Genomic DNA, 13,184 nt, shown 5'->3' on the forward strand with positions numbered 1-13,184 from the left:
AACGCTGCGCGTCGTGACATACGAACTATTTGGTGTTTGCCATCTGTCGTCAATGAACGAAACAAATTCAGGGTGTTACGTATGTATGGTTCTCTCGTTTGACTTGCAGTCACAGTTGTAAATGTTGTAAACTCCCTTGCGAGTCATGTAGCAAACTGCAAGAGCTCCGCTGCTTTGCGCTATGGCCGAAAATACAATGCTGGGCGGAAAGGTGAGGGCGCTGCGTCGACGCGAGAACATGACGCAAGGGCAACTCGCCGAGCGGCTGGGGATCTCGCCGAGCTACCTCAACCTGATCGAGAACAACCGGCGCCCGCTCACGGCGCCCATGCTCATCAAGCTGGCGCAGCTCTTCGAGCTCGACCTGTCCACGTTCGGGACGGGCGGTGATGCCTCGATCGTCTCGGATCTACGTGAGGCGTTCGGCGATCCGCTCTTCGACAACCACGGCGTGACAACAGGCGATCTCAAAGAGCTCGCCGGAAGCTCTCCCACGCTCGCAAAGGCCGTGCTCGCGCTGTATCGCGCCTATCGCGATACCCGAGAATCCGCCGAAACACTCTCCGAGCGGCTCGAGGGCGGCGAGGGCGTGGCCGGCGTGGAGCCCACGCGATTGCCGACGGAAGAGGTCAGCGACCTGCTCCAGCGGCACATGAATTACTTCCCCACGCTCGAGGACGCCGCCGACGAAGTCCGTGCCCGCGGCAAGCTCGAATCCGACGACGTCTACCGTTCGCTCGTGCGTTACCTCGAAAAGGAGCACGACGCCGAGGTACGCCTGCTGCACGTCGCCGACGAACGCAAGGCCATGCGCCGCTACGATCCCGAGGCGCGGCGCCTCAGCCTGTCCGAGCTCTTGCCCCCACGCAGCCGGCGCTTCCAGCTCGCCCACCAGATCGGTCTGCTCTCGGCAAGCGACGCCATCGACAAACTGCTCGAAAGCGAGAGCGGTCTCTCGACGCCCGAATCACGCGCGCTCGCCCGCGTGGCGCTCGCCAATTACTTCGCGGCCGCGCTGCTCATGCCGTACGTGCCGTTTCACGGGGCCGCGCGCGCCGAGCGCTACGACATCGAGCTCCTGGCGCATCGCTTCGGCACGAGCTTCGAGCAGGTCTGCCACCGCCTGACCACCTTGCGCAGGCCGGGCGCGGAGGGCGTGCCCTTCCACTTCTTGCGCATCGACATCGCCGGCAACATCTCCAAGCGCTTCAGCGGCTCGGGCATCCGCTTCGCGCGCTTCAACGGCGCCTGCCCGCGCTGGGCCGTTCATACGGCATTCCTGACGCCAGGGATGATCCGGGTGCAGCTCTCCCGCATGACCGACGGGACGAGGTATTTCTGCGTCGCCAGGACCGTGCGCAACGATCGCGGCGGCTACCACGCGCCGCACTCGATGCTCTCCGTGAGCATCGGCTGCGAGGCAAGGTTCGCGCGAGAGCTCGTCTATTCGGACGGCGTCGACGTGGAGAGCAACGAGGCGCTCGTGCCGGTAGGCGTGACATGCAGGCTCTGCGAGCACCACGATTGCGAGCAGCGGGTCTTCCCGCCGATGCAGCACCCGCTCCGCATCGACGAGAACATGCGTGGCGTGAGCTTTTTCGGGCCCACGCCGAAGCGATGAGTTTCGCTGCGTAGCGCCGGGGTTTCACCCCGGGCCCGACCAGGGGTTGTCCACCCCTGGACCCGGACCAGGCACGGCCTGGACCGAGGGTGCAAAGGCCGCGATGCGGTCGATGCAAGGGTCTCTTAGATGCCTACGATCGCGGAGAGCGCTTTTTCAAGCTCGGTCATGCGCGTCTTGGCGCGGCTCTCGGCCGCGGCGATGGCCTCGCCCGGTGTCATGGGCTCGCGGATGTCGAAGTAGAATTTGATCTTCGGCTCGGTCCCGCTCGGCCGCGCGATGATGCGGCTGCCGCCCTCGAGATCCAGCGCGATCATGTTGCTCTTCGGGAGCGTGAGCGGTTCGGTGCGGCCATCCGGGAGCGTGCGGATCTGCGCCTGGAAATCGGCGAGCGCGAGCACGGCGAGAGCGCCGACGCGCGAGGGCTTCGAGGCGCGCAGCCGATCCATCGCGGCCTGGATCTGCGCGAGGCCCTCGGTGCCGGGCAGCGTCACGGAGCGCTGGCCGCTCGCGTAGAGGCCATACCGACGCGAGAGGGCCTCGAGCTCGTCGAGCAGGCTCTTGCCGCCAGCCTGGATGACGCTCGCGAGCTCGGCGAAGAGCAGCGCCGCGCCGATGCCGTCCTTGTCGCGCACCAGCGTGCCCACCGTGTACCCGAGCGCCTCCTCGTACCCGAAGACGAACGCCGCGCCCTCCGCGCGTTCGAGATCCATCGCGCGGTTCGCGATCCACTTGAAGCCGGTCAACGTCTCCTCGTACCGGACCCCGAGCGCGCGCGCGATCGCGCCGAGCATGGGCGACGAGACGATCGACGCGATCACGAGCTTCTTGCCGGCGTCCTCGACAGGCACGTCATCCGAGAGGCAAGCCGGCGTGCGCGTGAGCAGATAATGGCCGAGCAGCGTGCCGACCTGGTTGCCCGTGAGCTGTACGTATCCGCCCTCGGGTCGACGCACGGCGACGGCGAGGCGATCGACGTCGGGATCGTTCGCGAGGACGATCGTCGCACCCTCGCGCGCGGCGAGCGCGAAGGAGAGATCCATCGCGCCCTTCTCCTCGGGATTCGGGAAGGCCACGGTCGGGAACGCGCCGTCCGGCTCCGCTTGCTCGGGCACGGTCGTGACCCGGGAAAACCCCGCGGCCGCGAGCGCCGCCCGCACGAGCCGGTTCCCCACACCATGCAGCGGCGTGTACACGATCGAGAGCGATCGATCGCCGTCGCCCCGCACCGAGAGCGCGGCGATCGCGGCGAGGTATCGATCGTCGAGATCATTTGGGAACGAACGAACGAGCCCCTTCGCGCGGGCCGCGTCGAGGTCCGACCGGGGCACGTCCTTCGCCGCCGGCGAGGCGTCGATCGCGGCCGCGATGCCCTTGTCGTGCGGCGGGATGATCTGCGCGCCGTTGCCCCAGTAGACCTTGTAGCCGTTGTACTCGGGCGGGTTGTGGCTGGCCGTGATCATCACGCCGGCCACGGCCCCGAGCGCCTGCACCGCGTACGCCGTGACGGGCGTGGGGCAGGGGATCGGCGAGAGGATCGCCGGGATGCCGGCCGCGGCGAAGGCACACGCGGTGTCCTCGGCGAACTCGCGGCTCATCCGCCGGCCGTCGTAGCCGATCACGACCCCACGCGCGCGCGCAGCGGCCTCGTCCGTCGCGAGCAGGTACCGCGCGAGCCCGGCCGTCGTCCGCAGAACGACCGCGCGGTTCATACGGGTCTCGCCCGCGCCGATGATGCCTCGCAGCCCCGCCGTGCCGAACTCGAGCGGCCCCGCGAAGCGCTCGGCGAGATCCCTCGAGGCGCTCGCCCTCTGCGCCGGATCGGCGGCGGAGGAAGCGACCTCGACGAGGTGCGTGAGCTCTTTGCGGGTCTCGGGATCGGGGTCGGCTTCGATCCAGCTTCGGGCGCGTTCGAGAAGGTCGGTCATCGTGCGGAGAAATGTATCACCGCTTCTCTTTCGCGAGCGCCTCCGCGAAGAGCGTGTCGTACCGTCCGCCCACGAAGGCCTCCGATACAAGGACCTGGCGGAGGAACCGGAGGTTCGTCGCGGCCGGACCGGCGGGGCCCACGAGATCGAGCGTGGTCTGGGCGAGCGCCTCGTCGAGCCGGGCGATCGCCTCGGCGCGGCTCCGGCCGGACGCGACGATCTTGGCGATCATCGGATCGTAGAAGGGCGTGACCTCCGAGCCCTCCTCGACCCCGGTCTCGATCCGCAGATCCCCGCCGGCCGGGGCCCAGACGAGCTTTTCGATGCGGCCGGGCTGCGGGGCGAACTTTTTCGCGGGATCCTCGGCGTAGACGCGCGCCTCGATCGAATGCCCTCGCCCCTCGGCCGCGAGCACCTCGGGCGCGAGGCGCTCACCGGCGGCGACGCGGATCTGCTGCTCCACGAGGTCGATGCCCCAGACCATCTCGGTCACGCAGTGCTCGACCTGGAGACGCGCGTTGACCTCGAGGAAGAAAATTTCGCCGTCACCCGAGGCGACGAACTCGACCGTGCCCGCGCCGACGTACCCGACGCTCCGGACGATCCGTTTGGCCTGCTCGAAGAGATCCTTCCGTTTGGCCTCGCCCGCTTCGCCTTGGAAAAACGGGGCCGGCGAGGGCGTCTCCTCCACGATCTTCTGGTGCCGGCGCTGCACGCTGCACTCGCGCTCGCCGAGCGCGACGACGTTGCCATGCGTGTCGGCCAGGATCTGCACCTCGATGTGCTTGGGCGCGCGCATGTAGCGCTCGAGGTAGACGCGCGCGTCGCCGAACGCGCTCTTGCCGCGATCCGAGCAAGCCGTGAGGGCGCGCGGGAGTTTTCCGAGGTCCTCGACGATCTGCATGCCGATGCCGCCGCCGCCGCCCGCGGCCTTCACCAGGATCGGCAGGCCGATGCGCTCGGCCTCGCGCGTGGCAAACTCGACGTCGTCCGCGCTGATGGGCCCGTCCGTGCCGGGCGGCGGCGAGACGCCTACGCGCTTGGCCACCTCGCGCGCCTTGATCTTGTCGCCGAAGGCGTCGAGCGCCTCGGGGCGCGGGCCGATGAAGACGATGCCGGCGTCGTTCACCGCGCGGCAGAAGGCCTCTTTCTCGCTCAGCAGGCCGTAGCCGGGGTGGATCGCGCGCGCGCCGGTTTGCTTGGCCGCTGCGATGACGGCCTCGATCGAGAGGTAGCTGTCTTTGACGGGCGGCGGTCCGATCCGCACGGCTTCGTCGGCCATGCGGACATGCGGGGCGTTCGCGTCGGCGTCCGAGTAGACGGCGACGACGGGAATCCCGAGGCGCTTGCAAGTGCGGGCGATGCGGCAGGCGATTTCGCCGCGGTTGGCGATGAGGATCTTTGCGAACACGGTCCCAGCGATCTGGGCGTGTGCCCGCGGGACGTCAAGAGCGGTCGATGGACGACGCCGACTTCCTGAATCCTTTGACCTTCGGCTTCGCGCCGAGCAGCACGAGCTGACCGCATGCAGCCGAGACATCGTCGCCGCGCCGGCGCCGGATGAAGCACGAATAACCCGCGTCCACGAGGGCCTTCTGGAACGCGAAGACGCGCGCCATCTCCGGCGGGCCGAGCGTCGAGGCCTCGATGGGGTTCATCGGGATCAAATTAATCTTCACGGGCACGCCTCGGAGTAGCTTCGCGAGCTTCTTCGCCTCGGCGACGTCGTCGTTTTTCCCGGACACGAGCGTGTACTCGATGGTGATGCGCCGGCGCCGCTGCATCGGGTAGGCCTTGAGCGCCGCGAGAAGCTCCGCGATCGGGTACTTCTTGTTGATCGGCATCAGCGCCGAGCGGCTCTCGTCATCCGCCGCGTGGAGCGAGATGGCGAGCGCGATCTGCCCGTTGAAATCACGCCCGAGACGCTCGATCTCCGGGACGAGGCCCGAGGTCGAGACGGTCACGCGGCGCGTGGACAGCGCGATCCCGTCGGGGTGCGTGAGAAGCCGGAGCGCGCGTGCCGTGCCGTCGTAGTTGTGCAGCGGCTCGCCCATGCCCATGAACACGACGTTCCGCAGTGCCTCGCCCTCGTCGAGCAGCGCGCGTCCAAGCAGGACCTGCGCGACGATCTCCTCCGGCCCGAGGTGCCGCTTCCACCCGGCCACGCCGCTCGCGCAGAACACGCACCCCATCGCGCAGCCGACCTGCGTGGAGATGCACTGGGTCACGCGGATCTTGCCGCGGAACGCCTCCTCCGTGGCCGCGTCGTCTTCCTCTTCGTCGTCGTCCGCGACGGCCGCGTCGGCGTCGATCTCGGGCTCGGGGCGCGCGCCGGGACCGCTCACCGCGGGCAAGAGGACCGTCTCGATCGTGGCGCCGTCTTTCAAGCGCACGACGAGCTTGCGCGTGCCGTCGGCCGAGCGGTGCACGTGCACGATCTCGGCGATCGAGCCGAGCCCCTCCTCGGCGAGGGAGGCGCGCAGGCGCGCGGAGACGTTTGTCATCGCGGCGGGCTCGACAACGCCGTGACGGTGGATCCAGCCGAAGATCTGCTTGGCCGCGAAGGCCCGCTCGCCGCGTGAGGTGAGCGCATCGCGCCATTCTTCGGGGAGACGCGCGATGGGATGAACGGATGCGGCAGGCTTCACGATGGCGTCGTGGTTAGTGCGCGCGAGACGTAGCGGCAAGGGAGCGAACAAGAGTTGCTGCGAGGACAGGGTCGAAACGTCGGGATCGGCCGCGGAAACGGCCGGGACGGACTCTTGGGCCCGTTTGCTTTACGGGTGATGGAATCTGGCGTAGCCTGGATGAATCCCGAAAAAGAACGGACCTAGGGAGTCACCATGGGTGTCAGCTTTTCCCAGGCAGCGCGGCGAGTGGCGACGAAGTATGTCGATGGTTCGTCCCTCGACGCCGCTGTGGAGGTACTGGGAGCGCGTGCCGAGAAGGACATCGACGCGCTGGATTCCGAGGGCAAGGCCAGCCTGATCAGTTTCCTCGTGCGCAACCTCCGCGAGCTCAGCGTGGAAGAGGCCACCGAGCTCGAGCGCAAGCTGCTCCGTGAGATGGGCGCGGTGCCGAAACCGATGAAGACGATCGTCGTGAAGGACGACATCTCGGTGATCACGCTGCGCAACTACGTCCGGTACCTCTGCGTCTACCTCGGGATGGAGTGGAACCGAGGCATGCTCCTGCAGTCGGCCGTCTCGGATCTCGCCCGCTTCGCGCTCACGCGCGGCGCCGGGACGTTCGAGATCTCGGCCGCGCGCGAGAAGGTGAGCTTCCGCGTGCACATCGACGGGCAGGTCGCGATCGGCGGCGCGTGGCTCTCCACGTCGAACGAGCCGCTGCTCGCCGGCGTGCGTAACCTCGCGCGAGGCCTCCGGAGCACCTCGGGCGCGCAAGGGTCGCAGCTCGAGTTCGACGTCGAGTGGGCGGCTGCCGTCGCCTGACCGTCGGGCTCGCCTCGCGGCTCTCGCGAACAAGGGGAAGAGAAAAACGTCATGGGGATCGTGTTGGACTTGTTCGCGCTTCCGCGAGCCGAGCGCTCGCGGACGCGCAAGCTTCGTAACGCGTTTTTCAGCGCATATCTGGAGAAGAACCCCGACGCGCATCGCGTCGAGGTCGACATCGTGCGCGACGTGGACAAGCTGCCGGCCTGGGACGAGTGGGACGTCCAGACCAAGTTCGAGATGCTGTACGGCGAGGGCAACCTCGACGAGGAGATGGCCACGCGCTGGAACGCGCTCAGCCGGTGGACCGATCAGCTCCACCAGGCGAACCTGATCGTCCTCTCGACGCCCATGTGGAACCTTTCGATCCCGTGGCAGCTCAAGCGCTGGATCGACGCGGTCGTGCAGGCGCGCCTCACGTTCGAGGTGCAGAAGGGCGAGTTCAAGGGCCTGCTCGGCGGGCGCCCCGTCGTCCTGCTCGTCTCGCGCGACGGCGCGTATCCGCCGGGATCGCCCTTCGCTTCGTGGGATTTTCAGGTGCCGTACCTCAAGACGATCCTCGGGCTCATGGGCCTCGGTCCGTTCCACGAGGTGATCGCCGAGCCGATGGGCCTCGGCGGCCCGCAGGTCGCGAAAGAGGCGCTCGAGGCGGCCATCGGTCGCGCCACCGAGCTCGCGAAAACGCTTTGAAGGACGATTCCCGCACCCCCAACCCCTCTCCCTCGCGGGAGAGGGGAGCATCAAGGCACTGATGCTGGGTTCTTCGGCGCCCGCTTCACCCGCTCCAGGCTCTGCGTGCTGAAGTAGACGTGCGTCGCGTCCACCGCGACGTAACACGGTCGATCCTGCCCGCTCGCGAGGACTGTCGGCTCACCGCCCGCGAGGGGCTTCTTCAGGATGCGCCCGCGCGTGCTCGCGCCCGCCCCACCGACCTCGCCAGGATCCGACCAGTAAACGGCCTCGCCGTCGATCGCCATCGAGCACATGCGGTTGTCGGCGACCGCGACGTCAAACGCGGGGCCGCCTTTGACGGGCGCGCTGCGCACCGCGGCGCGCGTCCCATCGAGATCCTTCGCGGAGATCCAGTACAGGTTCGTCCCGACGACCGCGATGCGTTTGACGCGGTCCTGGCCATACGAGACGACCTCGATCGGGCCGCCGCCGATCGGCATCCGCACGACCTCGCCCTGCTTGTTCACGTCTTGCCGCGCCCAGTACACGTGCGTCGCGTCCACCGCGAGCCCGCTCGGCTGGCGCTCGCCCGCCGCGAGCACCTTGTGGGCCCCGCCCGCGAGCGGCGCGCACGCCACGAAGCCGTCCATGTAGTCGCGCTCCACGGTGCCGCCGTCGACCCAGTACGCGTGCGTCGCGGAGACCGCCACCGCGCTCGGCAGCACGAGCCTCGAGGCGAGCACGCGTGGCTCGCCCGATCCATCAAGCGGAAAGGCCATGATCTTGCCTTGCCCGTCGGTCATGAGGCCCCCCGCGTCCGCGACGACGAGCACGTTCTTGCCGAGCGCGACGTCGAGCGGCATGCCCCCCGATCCAAGCGTGGTCTCCGCGCCGCCCGCCACGGGGACCGCGAGGATCCGCTGCCCGAGGAGCGACTCGCCGAAGTAGACGCGTGCCCCGTCGGTCGCGAGGCCCGCGATGAGCGCCTTGCCTTGCGAGACCACGAGATCCCCGGGCTGCGCAGGCGCGCGCGTACCGAGCATGCCCCGATCCTGGAGGGTCGGTCGCTCGAGGTACGGGTTCGGCATTCCAAACGTGTCCGGCGTCGGGCGCTCGTCCACGGCGCAGCGGGAGTAGAAAAACGCGGCCTGGGCGGCGACGACGACGGCGAGGACGGCCCAGCGCCACGAGCGCGCCGGCGCGGGCGGAGGGGATTGCGAGGCGTTCACGCGCGGCATGGTAACCGGCCTCGGCGCGCGCGGGCAGGACAGGATAGGAGAACGGACCGCGCGGGCCCCGCGTGCTACGGGTTCGTCATGGCCAGGCCTTTTGATCCCGTCGTCGTCCCCCCGCTCGAGGAGCAGCGCGGTCAGACCTTCCCTCGCCTCGTCGAGCTCATGCAACGCCTGCTCGCGCCGGACGGCTGCCCCTGGGACAGAAAGCAATCGTTCGAGACGCTGCGCAAGTACGTGCTCGAAGAGGCGTGCGAGGTGATCGACGCGATCGACGCGGGCGATCGCCAAGAGCTCCGCGGCGAGCTCGGGGACCTCTTGCTGCAGGTCGTGTTCCAGGCGGAGCTCGGGCGCGCGGAGGGCGCGTTTGGTCCGGACGACGTGGTCGCCGCGATCTGCGAGAAGCTCGTGCGGCGGCATCCGCACGTCTTCGCGGACACGACGGTCGAGGACGCGGACGAGGTCCTGCGCAACTGGGAGCTCATCAAGGCGAAGGAGCGCGCGAACAAGCCTGATCAGGGGATCTTGTCGGGCGTGCCGCGCAGCTTGCCGGCGCTCGTGCGTGCGCAGCGCATTGGCGAGAAGGTCGCGCGTGTGGGCTTCGACTGGCCGGACGTCGCGGGATCACGGGCCAAGGTGGCCGAGGAGATCCGCGAGCTCGACGAGGCCATCGCGACGGGCGACACGGGTGCGATCGAGGCGGAGCTCGGGGACGCGCTCTTCGCGCTGGTGAACCTCGCGCGGCACGTGAACGTGGACGCCGAGAGCGCGCTGCGCCGCACGATCGACAAGTTCACGCGCCGCTTCGACCACGTCGAAGCCCGCGTCCGCGAGCGCCACGGCGGCTGGCCCGATCCGGGCGGGGAGGATCACCTCACGCTCGAGGAGCTCGACGTCTACTGGGAGGAGTCCAAGAAATCGGGTAGGTAAAGCGCATGTCCGAACAGGTCCTCTTGGTCGAGCACGAAGGCCCCGTTGCCGTCGTCACGTTGAACAGGCCCCGGGCGAAAAACGCGCTCGACACCGAGCTCATCAGCGCGCTCCTCGAGACGCTGCCGCGGCTGGGCGAAGACGCGTCGGTGCGCGTGGTGGTGCTCACGGGCGCGGGCGGCGCATTCTGCGCGGGCGCCGATCTCAAGAACGCGATGAGCGGCCTGCAGGCCGCGGGCGGCCTCGACGCGATCATGGATCGCTACCACGGGATCATTCGCGCGATCGTGAACGCGCCGAAGCCGTTCGTCGCGATGGTCGAGGGCCCGGCGGTGGGTTTCGGCTGCGATCTCGCGCTGGCGTGTGAGCTCCGGATGTTCGGCCAGGATGCGTACCTGGAAGAGCGCTTCGTGAAGATCGGGCTCATGCCGGACGGCGGCGGCTCGTTCTGGCTGCCGCGCCTCGTCGGCCTCGGCCGCGCGATGGAGATCATGCTGACGGGTGATCGCATCTCGGCCGATCGCGCGCTCTCGCTTGGCCTCGCGAACCATGTGCTCCCTGCGGCCGAGCTCCGCGCGGAGACGATGAAGCTCGCCGGGCGCCTCGCGAAGGGCCCGCCGCTCGCGTACGCCGAGATCAAGCGCGCCGTTCGCCTGAGCCTCGGCAGCACGATTGACGAGGCGCTCGATCGCGAGAAGGCCGGGCAGGTGAAGCTCCTGCAGTCGGCCGACTGCATGGAAGGCGTGCTTTCCTGGATGGAGAAGCGCGAGCCTTCGTTTCAAGGCAAATGATCGGGGCCGCTTGCATCGACCGCATCGCGGTCGATGCACCCGAGGTCCAGGGCTGCGCCCTGGTTCGGGTCCAGGGGCGAAGAGCCCCTGGTCGGGTCCGGGGTGAAACCCCGGCGAGACGCCTCGAACGTTCTTCCGATCGTGGCGCTAGTGCAGCCGCTGGCCCAGCTCCTTCACGTTGATCTCCGCGAACACGCCGTAGTGATCCGAGGCCGCGACGCCGTCGTGGTTCTCGGTCATCACCACCTCGGCCGACAGCGGCTTGCCGCGGCCCGTGCCGAGCTCGGGCCCGCGCACGAGGATGTAGTCGATGCGCCGCGGGAACTCGTGCGTCAGCGCGGCGTAGGGGTTCTTCTCTGAGTCGAACGTGTAGCCCGGGGGCGCGCCGAGGTGCTCGAAGCAGTCGGTGAAGTGCACGCTCTTGCCTCCGAGCGACTGGAGCCCGAGCAAGAAGCGCATCTCGGCCGAGTTCGGCACCGCGTTGAAGTCGCCCACGAGCACGGCCGGAAGATCTGCGCCGATCGGGGTCTCGTGCATCACGTACTCGGCGATGGAGACGACCTGGGACTCGCGCGCCACGCCGTCGTGGAACTTCCAGTTGAGGTGCGTCACGAAAAACGGGAGCGTCCCCGCGGGCGTCCGGATCTTCGCGTGGAGGAGCGCGCGCCGCTCCTCGTCGCCGGCCGTGGGCAGCGGGTGCACGATGCGCTTCTCGATCGGGAAGCGTGAGAGGACGGCGTTGCCGAAGTGCATCCCGTCGCCGAGATCGTGCGCCATCCCGAAGGCGGCGTCGTAGCCGAGGCCATCGCGGATCTCGTCGGCCTGCGTGCGATCGTTGTAGAAGATGACCTCTTGCAGCCCGATGACGTCCGGTGAGAGGCGGCGGATGCCTTCGCGGATGAGCTCGAGCCGCCGCTCCCAGGGACCCTTCTTGTTCCAGATGTTGAGCGTGAGGACGCGCAGCCGTTCCATGCTCCTCTCGGGCTACGCCACGATGGCGGCTCAGGCGAGCGGCCGAGGGGGCGTCGCGTGGCGTAATTTTTTCGGACTCCGAGCGCGCGCGCGGGCGCGGCCTCCGTGGCCGACCGAGACGTGCGCGCCGAGCCGTGGTAGCAAGGCGCTCGGAACGGAAAGGACGGAGGCGATGAAGCGTGTCGTGACCCTGGGAGCCCTGGCCTTCTTGGCCCTTTTCTCGTCGCTCGGGTGTTCGAGCAAGATGGAGCCGAAGGAGTGCGACAAGATCCGTGGGGAGGCGTTCGACCTCCTCAACAAGGCGCAGCACTGCAACGTCGACGCCGACTGCAAGCAGAGCGAGTGGCCCGGCTGCGCGAAGCCCGTGAACGGTCAGACGCTCGACACGATCAAGCCGATGGCCGCGAACTACAAGAAGGGCCAGTGCGAGGAGCCCCAGCTCAAGTGCGCTTCGCCGACGCCCGAGAGCTACTGCAAGCAGGGCCTCTGCGTGCACCGCGAGAAGGGTATGAGCGAAGGCGCGGGCGCGCCGGCCGGTGACATCATCGTCAAGTGACGAACCAGGATCCGTGATGGAAGCGAGCTCGTTTTACGCAGGCAAGCGCGTGGTCGTGACCGGCGCGGGGGGCTTCATCGGCAGTCACCTCGTGGAGGCCCTCGTGCGCGAGGGCGCGAACGTACGCGCGCTCGTCCGCTACACGTCGAGCTCGCAGCGCGGCCACCTCGATCGCGTCCCCTCGAGCGTGCTCGGGCACGTGGAGGTCGTCCTCGGCAACGTCGAGGACGCCGCCGGCGTGCGCAAGCTCGTGCGGGGCGCGGACGTGGTCTTCCACCTCGCCGCGCTGATCGGGATCCCCTACTCGTACGTGGCCCCGCACCAGTACGTCGCGACGAACGTGTCGGGCACGTTGAACGTGCTCGAAGCGGCGCGCGAGTACGGCGCCCGTGTCGTGCACACGTCGACGAGCGAGACGTACGGATCGGCGCGGTATGCGCCGATCGACGAGGCGCACCCGCTCACGGGGCAGTCGCCCTACTCGGCCACGAAGATCGGCGCGGACAAGCTCGCCGAGAGTTATTTCCTCTCGTTCGGCACGCCCGTCGCCACGATCCGCCCCTTCAACACGTACGGCCCGCGCCAATCGTCGCGCGCGTTCATCCCGAGCGTGATGAAGCAGCTCGCGGCGGGGCGCGACGTCGTGCGCGTGGGCAGCACGCGGCCGAAGCGCGACCTCAACTTCGTCGACGACACCGTGGCGGGCTTCCTCGCCGTCGGCGCGAGTGATCGCGCCCTCGGGCAAGTCATCAACGTGGGCAGCGGCCGGACGATCTCCATGGGCGAGCTCGCCGAGCTCATCTTCGAGGTTTCCGGCAAACCGGCGCGCCTCGAGACGGACGACGCGCGCGTGCGGCCCGACGCGAGCGAGGTCGAGCTCCTGCTTGCCGATTGCCGCAAGGCCAAGGAGCTCGTTGGATACGAGCCGCGCGTGACCCTCGAAGAGGGCCTCCAGAAGACGTGGGCGTACGTCCTCGAGCGCATCGCCGATTATCGGCCGGACGAGTACGCGATCTGATCGGATCCGAGC

The 13,184-nt window shown here is 68.5% G+C and carries 12 protein-coding genes; 7 read left to right on the plus strand and 5 right to left on the minus strand.

Features of this window, described 5'->3' with window-relative positions; translation table 11 throughout:
* Positions 1-196 precede the first annotated feature (196 nt).
* The gene (locus KEG38_RS22015; RefSeq protein WP_276073386.1) at positions 197-1,621 is read left to right on the plus strand and encodes a helix-turn-helix domain-containing protein; all 1,425 of its coding nucleotides are present in this window, start codon (positions 197-199) and stop codon (positions 1,619-1,621) included.
* A 125-nt stretch (positions 1,622-1,746) separates the two neighbouring features.
* On the opposite strand, the gene KEG38_RS22020 is transcribed toward KEG38_RS22015, so the two are convergent.
* From KEG38_RS22020 to rlmN, 3 genes are read right to left on the minus strand one after another with little or no spacing between them, the layout of a single operon-like run.
* On the minus strand, positions 1,747-3,549 hold the full coding sequence (locus tag KEG38_RS22020) for a phospho-sugar mutase (RefSeq protein ID WP_272421647.1): 1,803 nt from the start codon (positions 3,547-3,549) through the stop codon (positions 1,747-1,749).
* Positions 3,550-3,565: 16 nt separating this feature from the next.
* On the minus strand, positions 3,566-4,960 hold the full coding sequence (locus KEG38_RS22025) for an acetyl-CoA carboxylase biotin carboxylase subunit (protein WP_272421648.1): 1,395 nt from the start codon (positions 4,958-4,960) through the stop codon (positions 3,566-3,568).
* A gap of 34 nt (positions 4,961-4,994) precedes the next feature.
* Positions 4,995-6,197 (minus strand): dual-specificity RNA methyltransferase RlmN, encoded by a 1,203-nt coding sequence (gene rlmN / locus KEG38_RS22030; RefSeq protein ID WP_272421650.1) that lies wholly within the window; start codon positions 6,195-6,197, stop codon positions 4,995-4,997.
* Between the two features lie 195 nt (positions 6,198-6,392).
* Between rlmN and KEG38_RS22035 the strand changes: the two genes are divergently transcribed.
* The gene (locus KEG38_RS22035) at positions 6,393-7,001 is read left to right on the plus strand and encodes a hypothetical protein (RefSeq protein WP_272421651.1); all 609 of its coding nucleotides are present in this window, start codon (positions 6,393-6,395) and stop codon (positions 6,999-7,001) included.
* 51 nt (positions 7,002-7,052) lie between these two features.
* Positions 7,053-7,691 (plus strand): FMN-dependent NADH-azoreductase, encoded by a 639-nt coding sequence (locus KEG38_RS22040; protein ID WP_272421652.1) that lies wholly within the window; start codon positions 7,053-7,055, stop codon positions 7,689-7,691.
* A gap of 50 nt (positions 7,692-7,741) precedes the next feature.
* On the opposite strand, the gene KEG38_RS22045 is transcribed toward KEG38_RS22040, so the two are convergent.
* Positions 7,742-8,902, minus strand: coding sequence for a hypothetical protein (locus KEG38_RS22045; protein ID WP_272421653.1), 1,161 nt, complete (start codon positions 8,900-8,902; stop codon positions 7,742-7,744).
* An 87-nt stretch (positions 8,903-8,989) separates the two neighbouring features.
* On the opposite strand from KEG38_RS22045, the gene mazG reads away from it, so the two are divergent.
* Both mazG and KEG38_RS22055 read left to right on the plus strand, forming a co-directional pair.
* Positions 8,990-9,835: a nucleoside triphosphate pyrophosphohydrolase gene (mazG, locus tag KEG38_RS22050; protein ID WP_272421654.1), complete on the plus strand. Its 846-nt coding sequence runs from the start codon at positions 8,990-8,992 to the stop codon at positions 9,833-9,835.
* Between the two features lie 5 nt (positions 9,836-9,840).
* Complete coding sequence (locus KEG38_RS22055; protein WP_272421655.1) at positions 9,841-10,626, plus strand: enoyl-CoA hydratase; 786 nt, start codon at positions 9,841-9,843, stop codon at positions 10,624-10,626.
* 147 nt (positions 10,627-10,773) lie between these two features.
* Here KEG38_RS22055 and KEG38_RS22060 read toward each other — a convergent pair whose 3' ends face one another.
* Positions 10,774-11,598 (minus strand): endonuclease/exonuclease/phosphatase family protein, encoded by an 825-nt coding sequence (locus KEG38_RS22060; RefSeq protein WP_272421656.1) that lies wholly within the window; start codon positions 11,596-11,598, stop codon positions 10,774-10,776.
* A 172-nt stretch (positions 11,599-11,770) separates the two neighbouring features.
* Here KEG38_RS22060 and KEG38_RS22065 point away from each other — a divergent pair, with 172 nt between their 5' ends.
* Positions 11,771-12,154 carry a hypothetical protein gene (locus tag KEG38_RS22065; protein WP_272421657.1) on the plus strand — a complete coding sequence of 128 codons (384 nt, stop codon included), beginning with the start codon at positions 11,771-11,773 and terminating at the stop codon, positions 12,152-12,154.
* Between the two features lie 16 nt (positions 12,155-12,170).
* Positions 12,171-13,172 (plus strand): GDP-mannose 4,6-dehydratase, encoded by a 1,002-nt coding sequence (locus tag KEG38_RS22070; RefSeq protein ID WP_272421658.1) that lies wholly within the window; start codon positions 12,171-12,173, stop codon positions 13,170-13,172.
* The last annotated feature ends 12 nt before the right edge of the window (positions 13,173-13,184 follow it).

Origin of the sequence: Polyangium jinanense, assembly GCF_028435265.1 — a bacterium.
Classification (GTDB): Bacteria; Myxococcota_A; Polyangia; order Polyangiales; family Polyangiaceae; genus Polyangium; species Polyangium jinanense.